This is a genomic window from Dyella solisilvae (genome assembly GCF_003351225.1).
GTDB lineage: Bacteria > Pseudomonadota > Gammaproteobacteria > Xanthomonadales > Rhodanobacteraceae > Dyella > Dyella solisilvae.
In genome coordinates this window covers 23,347-46,830 of sequence record NZ_QQSY01000001.1, presented here as the reverse complement: position 1 = coordinate 46,830, position 23,484 = coordinate 23,347, and the positions used below count along the sequence as shown (strand labels likewise).

The 23,484-nt window shown below is 62.7% G+C and carries 2 protein-coding genes; both read left to right on the top strand.

Annotation, left to right across the window (positions count from 1 at the left end; all coding sequences use genetic code 11):
- Nucleotides 1-25: 25 nt before the first annotated feature.
- A complete protein-coding gene (locus tag DVT68_RS00110) occupies nt 26-23,044 on the top strand; it encodes a LysM peptidoglycan-binding domain-containing protein (protein WP_114823049.1) in 23,019 nt (7,672 codons plus the stop codon).
- Nucleotide 23,045: 1 nt separating this feature from the next.
- Complete coding sequence (locus DVT68_RS00105) at nt 23,046-23,435, top strand: hypothetical protein (protein ID WP_114823048.1); 390 nt, start codon at nt 23,046-23,048, stop codon at nt 23,433-23,435.
- The last annotated feature ends 49 nt before the right edge of the window (nt 23,436-23,484 follow it).

Here is a 23,484-nt window from a genome sequence, read left to right as displayed (position 1 = left end):
ATACACGCACCGCAGGGGAAAAACGATGGTCGCAGTCGTCGCAGGGAATGGTCTGGGTCTGGGCAATACCTCGCTGACCCAGCTCGGTCAGGCGCAAGGGGGGCAAGCGACCATCGGCCAGGGCCAAGTGGGGCAGTACGTCAACATTGCCACCGGCAACCTGGTACTGCAGAACCAGGACGAAGGCCTGATCTTCGATGGCCTGTCCCTCAATGTATTGCGCACCTATAACAGCCAGGGCCAGCTCGCAGGCAACCAGGGTTGGCTGTTCGGCTTCACGCGCCAGGTGACGGGACTGAGCGGCCAAATCGACACCGCCGGCAGCACGGTGACGCGCGTCGACGATGACGGTTCCTCGGTCACCTATACCTACAACGCATCACTTGGCGCTTATGTCAGCAGCGGACAGTCCGGCACCCAGGACACGCTGGCCTGGAACGCGACGACCAACCAGTGGACGTGGACGGATGGGTCTTCCCGCGACCAGGAAACCTACGACGGCAATGGTGTGCTGATCGGCCTTGCCAATCCGGACACCGGTGCGCACTTCACGTTCAACTACCAGAACGGCGTGCTTTCCAGCATCGTCGCCGATGACGGCGACACGCTCTCCTTCAGCTATACCAATGGCAGCCTAACCGGTCTTTCGATCAGCGAGGTGCCGCCGGGGCAGAGCGTAGCGGTCGTCCGCCAGCAGTTGAGCTACGCCTACGATACGCAGGGACGGCTGGCGTCGGTCACCACCACGCTCGCATCGGACACCGATCCCAACGGTACCAGCTACACCACCAGCTACACCTACGACGGTACCAGCAACCGCGTGGCGTCGGTCAGTCAGAGCGATGGCACGGTGGTGAGCTACACCTACGCCACGGACGCCATTGGCAATGACCGGGTGGCCACGGTGACTACCGGTACGGGTGCCGCCGCGCAGATCCTCACGCTGAACTACACGCCGGGCAGCGACACCACGACAGTGACGGATGGGCTCGGCCGCAGCTGGACCTATACGTACGATGCCTCGGGCCGTTTGACCCAGGTCGCGGCGCCGGTGGTGAACGGGGCCAGCCCCGCCACGCGGTACGCCTACGATGCCAGCGGCAACCTGCTGCAGATGACCGATGCCAACGGGGGCATCACGTATTACAGCTACGACGCCAACGGCAACCGTCTGAGCGTCCAGGATCCGGCCGGCAACGTCGTCGCCTACACCTACAACGCCGACAGCCAGCTCACCAGCAGTACGACCTTCACGGTACCGGCACAGGGCGTGCCTGGCCAGACGGGCTACGTTCCCGCGAGCGGCGCGCGCACGACGTACTACGTCTATGACGCCAGCGATCGCCTGAGCTACGTAGTCGACGCGCTGGGCAACGTGCTTGAGAACGACTACACCACGACAGCCGGCATCAGTGTGCTGGCGACTACGCGGCAATACCTCGGCGCCCAGTTCGCCACGTCTGGCCTGAGTCCGCTCACGCCGCCGGCTCTGGCGGATTTGCAGGCATGGGCTGCGAGTGGCGCGGTACAGGCAACGCTGGGCAATACGACGCGCACCGACTACAGCTACGACGTGCGCGGCCAGCTGGCGACGAAGACGCAATGGGCTGCCGTGGATGCGAACGGCAATGGCGTCGCCGACACGGCGACCTCGGTCACCACGACCAGCTATGACGCCCAAGGGCGCCTGCTGCAGACGTCGACCCAGAAGGGTGGCGTGCTGGAGACGACCAGTTATGCCTACGACGGCATGGGGCGCCTGCTGAGCTCGACCGATCCGCTGGGCAACGTGACGAGCTATCTCTACGGCGATGCCGGCAACAGCATCACGGTGACCCAGGCGAATGGTCTGGTGACTACGCAGGTTCGCAACAGCGCGGGGCAAGTGGTCAGCACGGTCCAGAGCGGCAGCGGGATGGCCACGCGCACCGGCACCCAGCTGTATGACACTGCCGGCCAGGCGGTGGCGGCCATCGACCCGCTCGGCAACGTCACCTACACCTTCTACGATGCCGATGGTCGTGTCGCGGGCAAGGTGGACCCCACGGGTGCTGTGACCTCGTATACGTACGATGCCGACGGCCACGTGATCGCCGGCACGCAGTACGCGACGCTGGTCAATACGTCGCGCTGGATAGCCAATGGCGTGCTGACGTCGAACAAGCCGGCCAACCTGCCGCTGCCGGTGGCGAGCTCACGTGACAGTCATACCACCACGCTGTATGACCTTGCCGGCCGCAAAGTGGCGACGATCGACGCCAGCGGCGACGTGGTGTGGACTGAATACGACGGTGCGGGCAATGCCATCAAGACGACGGCGCTGGCTAACGCCCTGAGCACGACGGCGCGCGCGACGCTCGGTGATACGGTCACCCTGAGCACGCTGCTCGGCAACATTGCTGCGAGCAGCAGCGACCGCGTCACGCGGATGATCTACGACGCCGACGATCGCCTGGTCGCCACCATTGACCCAACCGGCGCGGTCAAGACGCTGACCTACGATGATGCTGGCAATGTGATTGCCAGCCGTCTCTTCACCATCACCCTGTCGTCGGCCCAGATTGCCTCGCTCGGCGATGCGCCCACATTGCGGAATGTGCTGTCCCTGCTGTTCAGTAGTGGCGAGACCATCAACGATGCCAACGGCCGACCGGCTGCCACGGTCGATCCGCAGGGGCACGTAACCATCACCACTTACGACGCGGCGGGCCATGCCGTGGCGGTGACGGCGTACGCCAATCTGCTTTCGTCGGACCAGCTCAGCCAGCTCATCCAGACGCCGTCGCTGGCCGCGCTGGAATCCTTCCTGGCCCCCAGTACGGGCGACCGCACGTCCTTGCAGGTATACGACGCCAATGGCCACGTGGTGGCCAGCGTCGACGCATCCGGCGTAGTCACCACGACCACATACGATGCCGCCGGCAACGCCACCTCGACCACCACCTACACCCAGGCGCTGACGCCAGATGTGGTGGCCGGGCTGGGCACGACGCCCACGGCGGATCAGATTGCGTCGGTCGTCAACGCGTCGGCGGGTTACCAGCGCACGCTGTCGGTCTATAACGCCAGCAACCAGGTGGTGGTTACCGTCGACCCGACAGGCCATGTGGTGGTGACCGGCTACGATGCCGCCGGCAATCCGGTGTCCGCGACGGCCTACCAGAACACGCTGAACGCGACGCAGCTGTCGGCGCTAGGCACGGCGCCGGCGCTTGCCGACGTGCTGGCGGACGTGGTGTCCTCGGCCGGCGACACCACCACGTTCACCTTGTTCGATGACCAGCATCGCGCGCTCGCCAGTGTGAGTGCCAATGGCATCGTCACCACGTACACCTATGATGCGACCGGTCATGTACTGACGTCGATCGCTTCGGCGGCGCCGCTGACGGCCACGCAGCGCGCGGCCTTGCTCGCCACGCCGACCATGGACGAGTTGCAGGCGCTGCTGAATATCGATGCCGGCGCGCAGACCACGCTCACCGTCTACGACGACAGCAATCGCCCGGTGGTGACGGTGTCGCCGGCGGGCTACGTGACCTTGTCGACGTACGACGCCGAAGGTCGCGTCATCGCCACAACGAGCTACGGTACGCCACTGAGCGACGTCCAGCAAGCGGCTCTCGGCGGCGCACCCACGCTTGCGCAGGTGCTTGCGGACGTGGTGCCAGGCACGAGCGATCTCACCAGCCTCACCGTCTTTGATGCCCAGGGCCGTGTGGTCGGCTCGGTGAGCAATACCGGGCAGGTGACGCTTTCGATCTACAGCGCCAACGGCAGTGTCATCACGACGACCTATGCGTCGCTGTTGTCCCAGGCTCAGGTAAACGCGCTCGGCACGGCGCCGACCCTGTCCCAGTTGCAGCAGCTTGAACCGGGTGGATCCAGCGACACCATCAGCATGTCACTGCTCGACAACCAGGGGCATGTGATCGCCACGGTGTCGACCGGTGGGCTGGTTGCATTGTCGCAATACAATGATGCCGGCCAGCTCATCACCAGCACGCAGTACGGCACGCCGCTGACCTCGGCGCAACTGGCCGCGCTGGGAAGTTCGCCGACGTTTGCAGCGCTTCAGGCGGCTGTGACGACGTCGGTGATGGACACGAACTACGTTTATATCTACGACCCGCAGGGCAGGCTGGTCGGCACGCTTACGCCCATCTACGCAGGCCAGAACGGTACCTATGGACAGCTGACAACGACGACGTACAGCGACGATGGACAGCCATCCGTCGTGAAGACCTACTCGAGGTACCTTACGCCGGATCAGCAGGCTGCCTTGGTCCATCAGCCGACCGTCGCCGAACTGCAGCTGCTCATCGCACTGTCCACGGGCGGGCAGCAGGTCACCAACATCTATGATGCCAATGGTCGCGTTGTTGGCACGCTGCAGGGTGTAACGACCTACGATAACCTGTATGGGGGGGGCTACTACGGCAGCGCCACCCTCACCACCAACACCTACGATGCCGCGGGTCATCTTGTCTCGCAACGGAACTATGCGCAGGCTCTTAGCGTCGCGCAGGTCCTCGCACTGGGCTCGAGTCCGTCGCTTTCCGCCGCGATGGCGGTGGTCAGCCCCAATGCCAATGACTTTGCGAAATCCACTATCTACGACGCGCAGGGGCGTGTCGTTGGATCCGTAGACAACTATGGCGATGTCGTCACGACGGTCTATGCGCAGGATGGGAGCTACGCCATCCAGACCAATTACGCGTACAGGTTGACGTCGGCGCAAACCATTGCTCTGGCGAACGTGCCGACGCTGGCGACTTTGCTATCGCTAGTGCCGCATAGTAGCTACGACAGCGTGGACCAGAAGTTTTACGACACCAACGGCCGCGTCGTGGCCGAGGTCAATCCATCGGGCCAGGTGACTACAACGACCTATACCGCCGATGGCCTGGTCCAGAAGACGGTGGCATACGTCAGCTTACTCGGATCGTCCCAGCTCGCCACGCTCGCTGCCTCGCCCTCGCTGGCGACACTGATGTCAGTGGTTACGCCCAGCGTCGCCGACAACGTAAACATGACGATCTACGACAGCAACGATCGTCCGGTTGCCCAGGTGACGTATGCCAGTGCAATCAGCTATCCCAGCTACACCTGGACGTATGGAGGAACGGTATCCATTCTCTCCTATGACGGTTCGGGCCACCTGATCGCCAATAGGCACTATGCCCAGATCGTTCCATCGGCGCAGTTGCAGGGGCTTGGGAGCTCGCCGACGCTCGCGGGGATCGAGGCGCTGCTCACGCCCAATCTCAGCGATAGCCTTACCGTTTACGACACTAGCGGCAACGTCGTTGCGTCGGTCGTCAATGAGACCGTCACGCTCAACACCTACGGTGCGAACGGTACCCAGACATCCAGCACGATGTACGGCAGCATGCTGACCGCCGATCAATTGACGGCGTTGGGCAATGCGCCGACGTTTTCAGCCATTCAGGCGCTGGTGACGCCGGGCGCGAACGATCGGGCCACCCGCACCATTCTGGACGACCAGGGGCGCGTGGTGGCGACCTTCAGTGCGCCGACTTCGTACTACGACTGGGACACCAGCAGCTGGGTGTACGGTAGCCAGGTCATCGTCACCAGCTACGACGATGCCGGCGACGCCACCCAGGAAACGCAGTATCTGCAAGTGTTCTCCATGGCTCAGGTGGAATCGCTGAGCGCCACGGCAACGTTGTCCGATGTGGAGGCCATGATCGATCCGGGCCAGGGCTACGCAAGCAGCCTGGCGGTGTACGACACCAGTCATCGTGTCATTGCCTCGGTGGATACCAGTGGCCGCGTGACCACCACGACCTACGACGCCGCAGGAAATGTCACCGCCACGTACAGCTACAGCACCGCGCTCACCACCAGCCAGGTGGATGCGCTAGGCAATGCGCCGACCCTTGCAGCGCTGGATGCGGACCTGACGCAGACTAGTCAGGATTCGGCGGAACTTTTCATCTACGACGCCAACGGACGAAAGACCGCCGACATTTCAAGCAACGGCATAGCTGTATACGGCTACGATGCCGCAGGAAACCAGACGTCGTTGATGCAGTACAGTCCACCTGGCATCGGCTTCATTCAGTCGCTTGGAAACCAGCCGAGCATGGCCGCCCTCGCGGCGTACACGGACTACAACACGCCGACCAACATCTCGGCGACGCTATATGACGCCAACGAGAGGCCGGTCGCGTGGCTCGCGACGACGAGGGTGTACAACTACTGGTGGTACCAGACGGCGGTGCAGCTCACGACAGCCACGTACGACGCCTCGGGCAATCTGGTGAATACCCGTGTGAGCAACAACACACTCGGTCTTTCGCAGGCGGCCTTCCTGGGTTCGAACCCGACCCTGCAGCAGGTGCTTGCCGCCTTTGAAGTCAATGATTACGTCGCCAGCGACACGACCATTTTCGATGCGAGTGGCAACATGCTGGCCACGGTCGGCACCTATGGACAGGTAACCATTTACACCTATGCCAATGGGCGCATGGTCTCCTCCACGCAGTACTCGAACCGGCTTAGCCAGAGTGCTCAGATCGCAGTGAGCGACACGCCGACTATGGCGGAGCTCACGTCACTTCTGACGCCTTCCCAGAACGACCAAACCTACATCACGATCACCGATGCCAATGGAAACACGGTAGGTCAGGTCAATCCGGAGCTCTATTACAACACCCAGACGGGCGATTATGACAGCGGTGGCCTGGCGACCATCTATGGCGTGGATGCAGATGGTCGCACCACGTCTACGACGAGCTACACGACACCGCTGAGTTCGAGCCAGCTGGCCGAACTCATTGCCGCGCCGACCCTCGCCATGTTGCAGTCCCTGGTGACGCCGAGTTCGTCGGATGCGGCGAGCGTTACCGTCTTCGATAGCTCTGGCGAGGTACTCGGGGAAGTCGACCAGAACGGTCAGGTGACGATCTACACGTTCGATGCCAATGGCAATGTGTCTGCCACGACGCAGTACGCCAATGCGCTGACGATCGCGCAGGTCGAGGCGCTGGGCGACGCGCCCACTATTGACCAGCTCGCTGCCGCTGTCACACCGAGCAGCAGCGACGTCACGACGCTGGGCATCTACGACGCGAACGGGAACCAGGTGGGCTCGGTCGGGCCCGATGGCCAGGTCGAGATTGACCAGTGGAACGCCAATGGCCAATGGATGTCGGCCATCGATTACGCCACCCCGCTGACGAGCGCCCAGGTCGCCTCGCTCGGTACGACGCCCAGGCTGGCCGAACTGCAGGCCATGGTCACGCCGAGTAGCGCCGACCAGATATCGTTCGCGATCTACGACGCCAACGGCAACCAGGTGGCGGACGTTGAGAATGGCCAGGTCACCACGACCAAGTACGATAACGCAGGCGATGTACTGGCGACGATCAGCTACGCCATTCCGCTGACCACGGCACAGATGGTGTCGCTGGGCACCAGTCCGACTCTCGCCGCTTTGCAGGCGTTGCTGACGCCGAGCGCTCAGGACACCGCCAGCGTCACCATCTACGATGCCAATGGCAACGTAGTTGGCAAGGTAGCCGCGGACGGCACGGTCGCAACGACGACGTTTGACAAGAACGGCAATATTATTGCCACGCATGCCTACGCCACGCCGCTGAGCTGGCAGCAGATCGAGGCGCTCGCCGCCACGCCGACCTCGGGCAAGCTCAAGGGATATCTGCATGCGTCGGTAGCCGACCAGGTCAGCCTGTCGATCTACGACACCAATGGCAACCTGCTGGCGACCGTCGGCCCGGATGGTCAGGTTGACGCTGCCGCCTACGATGCGCTCGGCGAGATCACCGCGGTGACTCACTACGCGACCAAGCTCACGCCGGCGCAGCTCCTGTCCCTTGGCGACACGCCGACCATGGCCGCGCTGCAGGCGCTGCTCAAGCCGGGTGCCAGTGACCAGAACAGCCTGACCGTCTATGACGGGCAGGGACGCGTGATCGCCACGGTGGGCCCGGACGGCACCGTCACGATGATGCGGTACGACGCTGAAGGCAGACAGACAGCAACGACACAGTGGGGCTTCAAGCTGTCCGCCCTGCAGGTGTCCGAACTGGGTACGGTGCCGACCATGGCCGCGCTGCAGGCGGATCTGGCGATCGACTCGGGTTCCGCGCTCAGTCAGTCGTTCTACGATGCCAACGGCCACTTGCTTGCCGTGATCGGCACGGACGGCCGCGTTACCACCAGCAGTTACGACATCAATGGCAACCTGACGTCGACCACGCAATACGCCGTGCCGATCAGTGCCAGCCACGGCTACATGGCTTCAATCAGCGACCTGTGGCCACTGCTGCAACCCAATGCCGGCGACACGACGACCCACACGGTGTACGACGCGCAGAACCGCGTGGTCGCGACCATCGACGCCACGGGGCATGTCACTCTCACCACTTACGATGCCAGCGGGCAGGTGGCCACGACGTCGGTCACCGCCACGGTACTCACGCACCAGCAGATCAACCAGCTGGGCGGCTCGCCGACGCTGGCACAGGTGGAGGCGGCGCTCGACCCCACCACGCAGGCCTTCTACGACGCGGCAGGCAACCAGGTGGCCGTGGTCGATGCCCAGGGCAACGTGACGTACCGTTTCTACGACGCGGACGGACAGGTCACCGCGGTCGTGGACCCCATGGGCTACGTGACCGCGTACACCTACGACGGGGACGGCCACGTCGTGCAGACCACGGCGTACGCTCTGCCGGTCAGCACGGTGGGCTGGTTCGCCGACGGTGCACTGACCTCAAGCTTCCCGTCCACACTGACCTTGCCGGTGGCTACGACGCAGGATCGCACCCCCCAGACCGTCTACGATGTGGTGGGTGAGCCGGTGGCCACCATCGATGGCGTGGGCGACGTGACAGTCATGACGTACGACGCCGCGGGCCGCATGGTCGCCAGCACGGCGTATGCGGTACGCCTTACCGCCGCGCAGCGCACCGCGCTTGGCAGCGCGCCCAGCCTGGCCGACCTGCAGGCGGTGATCACCACCAATGCCGCCGACCGCACCTCGCGCACAATCTACGATGCCGACGACCGCGCTGTCGCGACCATCGATGCAGGCGGTTACGTCACCACCATGACCTATGACGGCGATGGCGATGTCGTACTGCGCACGGCTTATGCAACCGCGCTGACGGCCACTCAACTAACTGCCCTCGGTACCACTCCGACGCTGGCCTCGGTGCAGGCGGATCTGGTGACCAGTGCGCAAGATCAGACCACTCGCAGCTACTACGACAGCCTGGGGCGCCTGGTGGCTCAGGTCGACGCGGACGGCTATCTCACGCTCACGACGTACAACCAGGCCGCACGTGCGGCCACGCAGACCCGCTACGCCGTAGCGCTGACCCCGCTGCAGATGAGCGCCCTGACCGGGCGCGAGAGCAGTGGTGCATTGCTTGCGTTGCTTGGCACGCAGCCGGGCAGCCAGCAGACCACCTCCTACTACAACGCGGAAGGACAGGTCACGCTTCTGGTAGCAGCCGATGGCACCCGCACCAGCTACGCCTACGACAACGACGGACGCCTGCTGAGTACCACGGTGCGACCGGTGACCGGGCAGGGGACTGCCACGGTCACCAGCGTCACCTACGACGCCAACGGCGAGGTGGTGACCAGCAAGGATGCCAACGGCTATACCACGCACAACACCTACGATTCGCTCGGTCAGCTCACTCAGGAGACTGACGCGCTCGGTAACAGCAAGTGGTATTTCTACGACGCGGACGGTCGCCTAGCCTATGTGCTGCAAGGCATGAGCGCAGGTGGCGTCGCCAATGCCGTCGGCAACGTCACCGCCTACCAGTACGATGCCTTCGGCGAGGCCACCTCCAAGCATGTCTATGCCGAACAGCTGGGACTGATCGGCTACCCCTCAGGCCCGGCGGCGATCATCGACCCATCCGTCGCCACCCTGGCCGACATCGCAACCGCCGTGGCGGCGTTGCCGCAGCCGAGCAACCCGACCGATGTCGACGACGTCACCCGGACCACGTACAACAAGGATGGACAGGTCGCGACAACCGTTGATGGCGATGGTTACAAGACGGTCTATTACTACGACGCTTTTGGTGACCTGGTGGAAACCGCGCGCCAGTTGAGTGCGCCGGGTAGCGCAATCAGCGAGGCCAATGACACCGTCACCCGCTATGGTTACGACACGCGGGGCGATCGCACGATCGAGATCGATGGCTATGGCAGCGCCAGTGCCAGCACCAGTCGGGTCACCTATGACGCCTTCGGTCGGGTGGCTCGCACCATCGATGGCAATGGCGCGTTCATCGATTACAGCTACGACAACCTGGGTCGTCAGGTCACCACCAGTCAGGTGGTGCAGGGCGTTGCACGGAGCACGCAGACGGCCTACGACGCATTCGACCGCGTCGTCACCCAGACCGATGCCCTGGGCAACGTCACCCAGTACCAGTACGTGCTTGCAACACATACGACCACGACCACCTCGCCGGAAGGCGTGGTCCTCACCGTCACCAAGGACGCTTATGGCAACACCGTGAGCGTCGCCGATGGCGCCGGCAACACGGTGAGCTATACCTACGACCGCGACGGCAACCTGTTGACCACCACCGATGCCATGGGGCAGGTCAGCAGCAACAAGTACAACGCGCTCGACGAACTGATCAGCACCACCAGTGCCTCCGGCTTGCTGGTCACCTACAGTTACGACGCCGCTGGCCGCGTGCTGCTGCGCCGTGTCGATCCGAATGGCCTGAACCAGGTCACGCGCTACAGTTATGACGGCGAAGGGCGCCAACTCACGGTGACCGACCCGACGGGGGTCACCACCAGCTACGCCTACGACGCGGATGGCAACGTCCTCACCCAGACGCAGACGGCGAGCGCGCTCAGCCAGGTCACCAGCTTCACCTACGATGGCGAAGGCAACATCCTGACAGCGACCACAGGCGTCGGCACGGATGAGGCGGTCACCACTGCGTACACCTACGATGCCCAGGGCAGACTGGTGCAGAAGGTGCTCGACCCGAATGGGCTGGCACAAGTCACAGGCTACGCCTACGACGCTGACGGCCACCTGGTCGAAACGACCGACCCGGCCGGCAACAGCAGTTACACCATCTACAACCAGGCCGGCGAAGTCGTGTACTCGGCGACCCCTGGTGGCGCTGAAGGCGCCGGTCAGGTGGCGCTGACGCAGAACTGGTACGACGCCGATGGGCGCCTGGTCTCGACGCGCAACTACGGCAACGTTGTCGATGCCAGCACCCTGGCGGGATTGTCGGGTAATACGGCCAATGCCAACCTGGCGCTCTGCGCAACGCTGGCAAAGACTGCGGTATCCAGCGCCGACCAGATCAGCTATCGCGTCTACGACGCGGATGGTCACGTGCGCTATACCATCGACCCGGCTGGCAACGTCACCGAGTATCGCTACAACAGTCTTGGCCAGATGGCCGAGACCTTGGCGTATGCCACGCCCGTCAGTGTCGGCGCGCTCGCAACCTCGCTGCGGGCAGGCACGGCGGGCAGCAGCGACGTAGCACAGCTGCTGACAACGGCAGGAGACACCGACAGCACAGCCCGAGTCACGTACAGCTACTACGACGCCGACGGCCGCGTCGCGTTCTCTGTCACGCAGAACCTGGTGAACGGCGTGCTCGCCGCCGTGGCAAGCGCGAACACCTACGATGCCGCCGGTCGCGTCACTGCCAGCATTGTCTACGGTGTCCCCCTGTTGCTCAGCCAGGTGGGTGGCGCCGCGACGACAGCTTCGATTGCTGCGGCCGTGGCGGCAGTGAACTCGCCGGACACCACGCGAACCACGCAATACGTCTATAACGCGGTTGGCCAGCAGGTGGCCGAGGTCGACCCCAACGGCAACGTCACCTATACCTTCTACGACGCCGACAACCGCGTGGTTGCAACTGTCGACCCGTCGGGCGCGGTGGTCCAGTACAAGCGCGATGGGTTCGGGCGGGTGGTCAGGGAGACGGCATACAACGAACCCGCCACCACCGCTGGCTGGCTGGTGAACAACGCGGTAACGGTCAGGCTTTCCGACATCCTTCCCGCGTCCGACATGCTCAATGATCGCGTGACGATCACAAACTACGACGCACTGGGACGCGTGGCCACGGTCACCCGATACTCGGCTGCGCAGGACAACGGCAGCTGGGAAGACATCAACGGCGATTGGGAGTATGTGCCGAAGTTGGCCTACACCGATGGCGACCGCCTTACCTACACCTACGATGCCGCGTCGAACGTAGTCGAAACGGTCGATGTCGACCTCAGCCACACCACGGCAACGCGAACGACCCGCTATTTCTACGATGCGGACGGCAATCGCGTTGCCACGCTGGACGCCGATGGTTACCTCTCCACGACGACCTACGATGCCGCCGGTCACATCAGCCAGACGACAGGCTATGCGACGGCGACGGTAGCGACCTTGCGCACCGATGGCAGCCTGCAGGATCTGTTGCCAGCAGCCAGCGCGAACGACAAGACCACGCACTATTATTACGATGGCCTGGACAACCTGGTCGGTGAACTGGACGCCGATGGCTACTTCACCCAATACAGCTATGACAGGGATGGACGCCAGGCGGGAACCACCCGTTATGCAGACGTTGTGCCCCCTGCGGCGACGGGAAGCCTTGCCAGCATCCAGGAGGCCGTGGTCGGCATGGCATCGCAGCGTACGACCTGCCAGTACGACGCGTACGGTGATCGCATCAGCGAGCGCAACGCGGAAGGCACGGTCACCAGCTACGCGTACGACGCGGACGGCCGACTGATACAGACCGTGGTGGCCCTGGGCACCACGGACGCACGGTCCTCGACGGAGACCTACGATGCCTTCGGCAACCTGGCCTCGTCCACCGACGGGCTCGGTAATACCACCACCTATGCCTACGATCTCGATGGCAACCGAACGTCTGTAACCGACGCCCTCGGCAACACCACCTGGTACGTGTACGACGCAAACGGCCGCCAGATATTCTCGATCCAGGGGCGGACAGACGAAAATGGAGACAAGAACGCTCTCGGTGCTGTCACGAACACGCAGTACGACACGTACGGCGATGTCATCCAGACCATCGAGTACGACGACCTAATGGACGTACCCGCTGGGTTTGCCCCAGATCCCGGCAACATGTCCGCGACCGTCGAGACCCTGTCCGCGGGCTTTCGGGTCTACTACGGGTATGACCTTGAGGGCAACCTGATCTTCAAGGAGGACGGCAACGGCAACCAGTTCGACAGCTCCTTCGATGGATTCAACGAACTTGTTGTCACCGGCGGCATCAACTACAACGACTCCCGCACGGTGTACAAGTACGACGGACTGGGCCACATCATCAGCCAGCTCGACGGTTCCACGCCCGAGGGTTCCGCTGCCTTCGCCATGGTTGCCTCCAGTGGCGGCTGGGGCAACAGCGGCGGCCAGTTCTCCCTGCTTCGCGAGCAGGACTGGACGTACGACGCCTTCGGTCGCATGGCAACTTATACGGATGGCGACGGCGCCACGACCAGCTTCAGCTATGACGGCCTGGATCGGCAGCTGACACAGAGCCTGACCGTCCAGGGGCAGCTGCGGGAAACGTCGACCAGCTATGACGCCTATGGCCGCATTGTAAGCAAGACTGACGCCATGGGCCTGGTGACCACCTACGCCTACATTGACGCGCAACGCAGCGTGACCGTCACCAGCCCCGGCGGCGTGACGACCACCACGACTCACAACAGGGAAGGCCAGACCGTATCCATCAAGGATTCATCTGGCCAGTTCACCCGTTACAGCTACGATGCCGATGGTCGCCTGCTGCAGACCGCCAACCCGGACGGGAGCGTGGCAAGCAGTCAGTACGATGCTGACGGAAATCGAACTCTGACGACGGACGCCGATGGCCATGCGGTTGCCTATACGTACGACGCCGACGGCCGCGTGCTAACCCAGACCGTCGATCCCAATGGCCTCAAGCTGGTCACGACCTACCTCTACAACGGACGGGGCCTGGCGGTGACCGAGGTGGATCCGAATGGCGTGGAGACCGACTACAGCTACGATGGCAACGGCAACCTGTCTCAGAAGATCGTCGATGCAGGCCAGCCTGATGCCATCCAGACCTGGTACTACTACAACGATCGGAACGAGGTGACGGCAACGGAGCTGTACCGGAGCCTGGACAACCAGAACACTGACATCTACGACAACTACGACGCGCTTGGCCGACTGGTCAGCGAAGGTGGCGATACAGGCGTCGCGACAATCAACTATACGTATGACGCTGACGGAAACGTCATCGAGAAGGTGGTCGACGACTACTATTACAATCCCAACGAAACCAAGAACACCTACTACTTCTACGACGAGGCGGGTGAACTCGTCTATTCCGTGGACCACCAGGGAAGCTCGTCAATGGGCTGGACCGGAGGCGCGGTCACGCGCAACTGGTACAATGCCAATGGCCAGATCGTCGCGTCGCGCAACTATGCGACGGCGATCAACGAAAACCAGTACCAGTCCCTTGAGTCGCTGGACGTCACCAAGCGCGGCGGCCTGGATACCGCGCTGAATCGCTTGCAGTCGATGGTGCACACGTCGGGCAACGACCAGACGTCCTATAGCGTCTACAACGCCAGCGGACAGCTGCAATTCAGCATCGACCCGACGGGCGTCGTCACGGAAACGCGCTACAACGCTGCCGGGCAGGCGAGCGAAACGCTGGTGTATGCGCACGCCATTGCGGTCTCCTCCACGCTGTCCGCCAGCCTGCTGGCGGGTACCGCGACCGTGGCGGGCATGCAGTCGGCGCTGACTGCGGCGAACGACACCGATGCGACGGCGCGCACCACCCGCATGTTCTATGACGACCGGGGTCGGGTGGAATTCACCATCAGCTCGGCGTCGGCCAATGGCACGAACGGTGGTGCCGTTACGCAGATGCTGTACGACGCCGACGGCAATCTGGTCGAGCAGGTTCAGTACGGCAGCCTGATTCCGCTGGGGCGCCTTGGAAGCACCGCCACCACGGCTTCGATCGCCAGCTATATGGCGACGATCACCGATCAGCGCGTCACGCATTACGCCTACGATGCGGCAGGCAGGCAGGTCTACACCGTCGACGCGTTGGGCGACGTCACCGAAACACGCTATGACGGCGATGGCCGCGTCACCTGGACGCTGCAGTACGCCAATGCCATCGCGACGCCGTCCGACTGGAGCGTGAGCTCCATCGCGGTGGCCGTGCAGGCAGCAAATCCGAGTTCGTCCCAGACGCGCGGCGTTGGCAAGGTTTACGACGCGTTCGGCAACGTGACCCAGACTCTGGATACCCTGAGCAGCACGCCCGTCGCGACATACACGTACAACGTGGATGGCCGCAAGGCGACCTATACCAATCGCGATGGTGAGACCTGGTCGTATCAGTACGACTACGATGGCCGGCTCTCGTACGAGACCAGTCCGCCGGTGGCCGTGGCAAGCTACAGCAGCGCAGGTGTCTACCTCGGCACGACACAGCAAAGCATTACCACCTACTACGACTATGACTCCAGCGGAAACCTGGACCAGGTCACCGTCAACGGCGTTGCCACGCAATACGTCTACGATTCCGACGACCACTTGCTGAGGACGACCGGTCCGCAGCAGGGCAATGTCGCGCCGTCCACCGGGCTTGTGGTGACGGGCTTTGCGCAATCGGTGGTCATCACGACCTATAACGCGTTGGGCCAGGCCGTTGTCGCCAAGGACGCCAGCGGCAACTACAGCTACCAGGCCTATGACCTGGACGGTCGATTGGCCTACAGCGTCGACGCCGACGGCTATGTCACCGGCTATCGTTACAACGCCTACGGCGAACAGATCGGTGTGACCCGCTATTCGTCGCCCATCGACACGTCGGTGCTGACCAACTGGTCGCCAGGCCAGGCCATGAGCCTGCAGCAGGTGCGTGCCGCCGTGGTGACGTCGCCGGACGACCGCGCCATCACCACCACGTATGACGCCCAGGGCAACAAGCTCTCCGTCACGCAGCCGGCAACCACGTACACCAACAGTGACGGCACGACGGCCACCGGTTCGCCGGTGACGCGCTACACCTACGACGCCTATGGCGATGTCACCAGCCAGTCGGTGCTCGTGCAAGGCACCCCGGGCCAGGCGGGTGCCGTGTGGGCCACCACATACACCTATTACGACGCATTGGGTCGCAAGACCATGACCGTCGACCCCATGGGATACGCCACCACCTGGAGCTATGACGCCTTTGGCGATGTGGTGAGCACCACGGAGTGGGCGACGGCCATCGACACCACCGGGCTCATGGCGGGTGGCGCGCAGCCGGCCAATCCGCCGGCGGGCAATCTGGCCACGACCGGCGCCGACCGCACCACGACGTACACCTACGACAACGACGGCAACAAGACGTCCGAATCGGTGTTCCGTTCGTACATCGATGGCAGTGGCAACGCGGTGCAGGGTTACGTGACTACCACCTACGCCTATGACGGCGAGGCGCGCGTGATCTCCGTGACCGAGAATGGTGCAACCGAAAGCACCACCTACGATGCACTGGGACGCGTGACCAGCATCGTCGGCCCGCAGATGGCGGTACTGGTGAGCAACTGGCAGCAACTGATGGCGGCCAATCCGGCGCTCACGCTGGCCAGTGCATCCCTGTACACGATGGCCTCGCAGGTCATTAGCTACACGTATGACGCACAGGGCAACCGCCTGACCCAGACCCAGGGTTCGACGGGATCCACCCAGTCGGTTACGACGTATTACCAGTACGACCAGGCCGGGCGCATGCTTGCCAGCGTCACGCCACTCAACGGCGTCCTGGACTGGACATCCAGTCAGGCCAGGTACCTGACGTACGACGCCAACGGCAATCTACTCTCCACCGCCTCTACGCTGGACGGTGACGACGGCTCCACCGTCGGCGTGACGGTCGCAAACGTCTACGACGCCGACAACCAGCTGATCTACACCGCAACGACGCGGTCCAATTCAGCCACGCCGGACAAGGTCATCGCCACGCAATACAACGCCTTCGGCGAGGTCATCGCCACGGGCAACGGCGTCACCACGTCTTCGAATGTCATCTATGACAACGATGGCAATCGCGTCACGGCCAACGATCCGAAAACCGGGCAGGTCCACAGCTACGGCTACAACCTGGCGGGCCAGATGGTGACGGACACGGTGCCGCTGGCCGCCTCGGTGGGTGGCACGGTGACCACCACCAATACACTGGACCTCGACGGACGAGTCATCGCGGAGCAGGGGCCGTCCACCAATGCTGCGTCGGGCCAGAACGCCGGCGTGCTGCACGCCAGCTATGACCGCTGGGGCAACGTGCTCAGCTCCACCGACGCTGCGGGCAACACCACCAGCTACACCTATAACGAACGCAACCAGGTCACCAGCACCACCGAGGCCGCGGTCACCGTGGTGGGCCTCGACGGCACCGCCACCGTCACCACGCCGGTAAAGAAGGCGGGCTACGACCTGAACGGCAATCTGGTCGAATCCATCGACGAGGATGGCAACGTCACGGTGACGACGCTCAACGTCCTTGGCCAGAAGGTCAAGGCCGTGGACGGCACTGGCGCCACCACTTACGTGGCGTATGACGCGCTGGGCAACGAAGTGGCCGACCAGGACGGCAACGGCAACGTCACGTTCCAGAATGTGGACGCGCTGGGCCGTGTGGTGCAGGAGGGCGACTTCGTGGCCACCGGCTCCGGTACACGCACGGCCACCTGGCGCCAGGCCTACGTGCTCGACCAGAACGGCGACCACCTGATCACCTACGACGGTATCGGTGCCGCCTACCTGCAGAATGGTGATACCACTGATGCCGCACTGCATGCCAACTACTACGGTTACGACACGCAAGGGCGCGTGATCTGGAGTCAGGACGCCGCCCAGCGGGCTGCCAGCACCAGCGACACGCACGTGCAGGGCACCCCGGGCCAATGGACGCAGGCCCCGACCAACGCGAACTTCTCGCAGGGCGCCACCGGGTGGAACGTCCAGCAGGGCTGGAGCACCGGCAACTTCGGCACGGGTCCCTATGGCCCGTGGACGGCGGTCTTCACCGGCTATGCGCCCAACGGCAACGGCTCAATGGTGAACCAGGACGTCGTGCCCGTGGTGCCGGGCCAGACCATCACGGCGTCCGCAGGCTTCATCGTCCAAGGTGAGCACGGCGGCGGCGCGGTGTTCATCACCTGGTACGACGCCAACGGCAACGTCATCGCCAGCGCACCCAATCGCGACATTGTGTCGGCCCATCACGGTGCCGGCATTTCCAAGGTCACCGCCACCGCGCCTCCAGGTGCGGCCTACGCCACCATCGGCATCAACGCCACCGACTACAACCTGTCGGGTTCGGCCATCTATTGTTCGGGTGTCTCCTGGAACTACGTGCCGCCCGCGGGCGTCACCAGCACCGACTCCAATGGGTCCATCGTCGTATGGTTGCCAAGCGGCTCGTTCACGCAACAGCCGAGCAATCCGGACTTCGAGGACGGTGATACCGGCTGGGACAAGGATGCCGGCTGGACCATCCACACCCAGTCCAACACGTCCAACGGCTCCTGGGTGGCAAGTTTCAACGATATTGGCACGGGCTCGCCCTTCGACGGTATCGCCTCGGGCACGCTCACCAACCAGGACCGGGTACCGGTAACACCAGGCCAGGTAATCAGCGCCTCAGCGCAGGTCAGCCTGGACCTCGCATTCCTCGGTGCCCAAGCCTCGGCGGGTATCGTCATCGTGTGGTACGACGCCCAGGGCGACATCATCGGTCGCAGTCCGGGCAACGTTGTCTCCACCGATCGGGGCGGCGCCTACCACGCGACCAACGTCACCGCGACGGCGCCGGAAGGTGCGGCTTTTGCGGCAGTGGCGATCGATGGGACGTCTAGAGCCCTTGGCACGGCGGTAGTCGATGCGGTGTCTTGGAATTATCAGTACATTCCGTCAACGCCGGTTGGTGTCGTACAAGACACTTATGTTTATGACATGGACGGAAACCTGGTCAGCAAGACCACGGCGGACGGCAATACGGAAACCTGGCAGTACGATGCCTACGGTCGGGTCATCACACATACGGACCTGAGCGGCGCAGTCTACAACTACACCTACGACCCCAACACCGGGGAGCTGATCAGCGAAAGCGACAACTGGTCGGCACAGGCGCAGGGCCAGCAGACACCGTTGTACGTGACGGCCCCCATCGGTACGCCGAACAGTTCCACCGATACGTACTACGCGGATGGTCTGCTCGCCACGCAAACGTTCTCGGATGGCTCCAGTTACAGCTACAGCTACGACGCCAACGGCAATCAGACGCGTCAGGAAGCGATTACGGTCGACGGCAACGGCCAGGCTGTGCACACCATCACAACCACCACCTACGACAGCCACAACCGCATCGGCCAGGTGGTGGAAGTCAACGCACTTGCCGGCTCCACTGTGTTAGACGAGACGTATGCATACGACGCCGCAGGCAACCGCCGCGAAGTGAAGGCAACCTCTAATGGGGCCACGCAGGATGCGTGGTACACCTATGATGGCGACAACCGCGTAGTAGTTTCTGCCGGTTCGCTGGTCAACGGTCAGATCCAGGTCACTGACGCCAAGGATTCGTACGAAAACATTTACGACGCCAATGGCAATGTTATCGACCTGATCACCGCTGATGCCGCGGGCCATACGCTGGCACAGCAGAGCCACTACGATAGTCGCAATGAGCTCACCAGCGCGAACTATGCGGTGGATGTGACCGCGGGTGGCGTGTTTGAGGGTGTCGAAGAAACCCGCACCTACGATGCCGATGGCCACGTGCTCATCACCGAGACCTTCTATGCGCTCGGCACCACAGTGGGCGGGCGGCCGGCGCACCAGGTCGATCCCGACAGTCCGTACACGGACGAAGAGGATGGCAATGGCGGCACCGATGTGGGCGGCATGCTGGACACGGCCGTCATCGACTACTACGACACAGTCGGCCGTCTTGCCGAGGAGCAAAACTTCGGTCGGGCCAGCAGCTGGGCGGGTACCGAGGGCGCCAGCGCGCCGACGACGGCTCCGGGCCCGGACGCCACTACTTTCGGTGCGCTCTCGCTCCAGAACGAAGTGGTTTACCAAGGTGCAAACGGTTCGGCTGGTTACGATGCTGACGGTGACGTAGTGGCGTACCAGTACCGCGATGCGAGCGGCCGTATTGATCAGTATGCCGTAACCTATCTGCGCAAGGACGATTACCTGCAGTCGACCACCAGCGGCATCAACATCTCCGGCACCGCCAACGTTCGCCCGTCCACCGACGAGAGTGTGTACGACACGCGCGGTAACCTGGTGGCCGAGGCGCAGCACACGCAATACGCCGGCGGCACTGTGGCCGACACCGTGCATGTGTTTGCCTATGACGGCAACGGTCAGATCATCGAGCGTCGTGATGGCACGGCTACTGGTGCGATCATCGACCAGGGCAGCACCCCCGGCCTGGAAGACCAGCACTACGCCTACGTCAATGGCCAGCAGGTCGCGCACTTTGACGACAACGGCACGCTGGACATTCTCTCCGAGGTCACTGCCTTCAGTAGTGGCAACGGCGGTCCTGGTGGCTATGTCGTACAGGCGGGTGACACGCTCGAGAGCATCGCCCAGTCCGAATACGGTAACGCAAGCCTGTGGTACGTCATCGCCCAGGCCAATGCGCTGGGCGGCGACAGCCAGCTTTCGCTCGGTCAGCGACTGACGATTCCAACGGTCACCACCAACAGCAACAGCGCGACGACGTTCAAGCCGTATGATCCAGGCAGCATTGTCGGAAGCACCACGCCTAGCCTGCCGGTGATCGCACCGCCGGCGCCCCCCAAGCATCACTGCAACGCGGTGGCGGAAATCCTCGTTATCGCGGTGACCGTGGTGGCCACGGTGGTGACTTATGGCGCCACCACCGATTTGTTAGGAGCCGAGCTGGGGGGGGTGATGGCGACGGGTGCTGCCGCAGGTGCTGCCGCAGGTGCGGTCGGCAGCATCGCGGGGCAGCTAACAGGTATGGCGCTCGGCACCCAGAACGGTTTTGACTGGGGCCAGGTTGCGGAGGGCGCCATTGGGGGCGCAATTGCTGGCGGTGTCACGTCCGAACTTGGGGCACCGGGAAGCATCTTTGCGAACAGCAACGCAGCAGATGGCCTCACCAGCTGGGGTGACGTGGCCCAGGGGGCCGCCAACTACGTGGGCAACGACATTGCGGCCAAGGTGACCGGGGAATCCGCTAATTTCAGTTGGGCTGGCCTTGTCGCAGAGAGCCTTGCCAGCGCGGCCAGTGGCTGGCTTGGCGCGACGCCTACCGACAACCAGATCGGTCTAACCAGTGGTGCCTATTGGGAAAACCTTGGCGCCCGCGCGCTGAGCGACGTCGTGGATCGTGAGGCAAGTGTCGCTCTTGGCGACAACCATGTGAAAGGCTGGGCACAAATAGGGGAGGATGTTGCTGGAAATGCGATTGGTATGCCGATCGGTACTGCGCTGAAGAGTGACGCTGTGCAGGCAATAGAGGACTATAAAACGGCGCAAGCACAAGCAGCACAGGCCGCGCTCAAGGCTAACCCGCTGACCCAATACAACATGACGGGATATGCCGAATTTGGGAATGCGTTGGGCAATGCCGCCATCGCGGGGATGAACAGCCCGTCGTTCTCGCAGGACTTCAGCCAGGTCGACCCACAGAAGCAGCAGGAAATGTGGGCGGAAATGGATGCTGAGCAGCGCAGTAGCTCAGACCAAGGCATGCCCGTTTTGGCACAGACGACGAGCGGTTCGGCGGCGTTGGAGCTTCCGAGTGGCAGCCATGTGTCCGAACTTCCGGATGTCGCGCTGTCGGCAGGCGAACAAGGGCGCCTGGCGACGACCACGGCCTGGCCCTACTCGTATGTCGATTCGTATGCGATAAATCGCAACGACGGTATCGCCACCGGCGTGGACTACACGCAGACCTTCAGTTTGCCGGATCAGTCGCCCGTGACGGCCACAGCCTTGGTGGCCGCACCGGAGCAAAGCTATCGTGCTCTCTCAGATACGGACGCGATCTTCGCGTTTACCCGAGTGGGACAGGCGCTGCAGGGGTTTGGTGATCGAGTCAATGGGCTGTTGAATGGCCTCATGACTCCGGGCGTCGGTAAGGCGGCTACGATTGCGGCGATTGCGCATTATCAGTCTGCCTACCAAAACGGCACGCTGGGTAATACGGTCCTGATGGACGCAGGCAATGCCTTGCACCAAGCGATCATGGCGACACCAGTCGGACTCATCAAGGCACTCAATGAGAGTCAGACGCAGGGCGGTATGTACCAGCTGGGTGGCTCGCTGTTCGATACGGCGACTTTCGCAGCCCCCATTGCTGGCGAGCGCCTCCTTGCCGAGGGAGGCGATTTGCTCCAGGCGGGCAGTCGGACGTTGGTTGATCCCGGGGTTCCAACCTCAGCGACCAATGGGATTGCCGCGAATATCGGGGAGCCCTTCAAGCCGAATGGACTAAACCTCAACCCGCTAAGCAGTCCGAGTGGCACCCAAATGGTTAGGGCGCTTGAGGCGCAAGGATTGAGTACCGATGAAGCTGTTGCCAAAGCCATGGATTTGATCAGTACCGGCAGCACCCCGCCGATCGCCACGCCATTGGATTCGACTGACACACTGATCAAGTTTGTGCCGCAGGGTGCCGGCTTTAACCCGGATTCCGCGTTCTGGGCTACACGAGAGCAGGCATCGTTCTATCTGCAGAATCCATCTCGTATCCCGAATGACTTCGGGTTGCCGCTTCAGTCGAACGCTTCTGCATATGACGTTTATGCGCGAAATCCGATCGACGGGGCTGTTGTTTTTCAGAGTGACGTCGCGCCAACCCAGCAGGGAGGGTGGATCCAATCTGGTGGTGCAGGCCAGTCCCTAATGCTTGATGGCAAGTACTTCACGCCTCCATATAAAATCGGAACTGTCTATCTGCAGGGCCATTAAGATGAGAAAGCTAGTGGAGCTGGACCAAGTTACTATGGTTACGAAAGAGTTTGATGAAGCCAAGATAGAGCGTAGTGCGCTAGCATTGAAGGAATATCTTCTTGGTCTCACGCCAAAAGAAGACGCGCTTAAGATGAAGGAGCTTGTGCTGCCTATCGTGGAGCAAGCTCTTTCGCGGACGTTGGAGCTGCCATTTGACAATCGGAAGAAGCCCTTCCGATATGAGTCTGGCGAGGGGTTGCTACCGGCGGAATACAGCAAGCTCGCATCACCATTCTTCGTTGCGATTAGCGGCATGAGCGGACTTGGATCAAATTTGATTGATCCAATACATAAGGACGGAAAGATATACGTCTGGATGGAATTTGAAGATGCTGCATCCAGGATCTAGTCCCCTGTATCAAAACAGGGGTGCCTCCTCAATATTGGCGCCTAGTAGT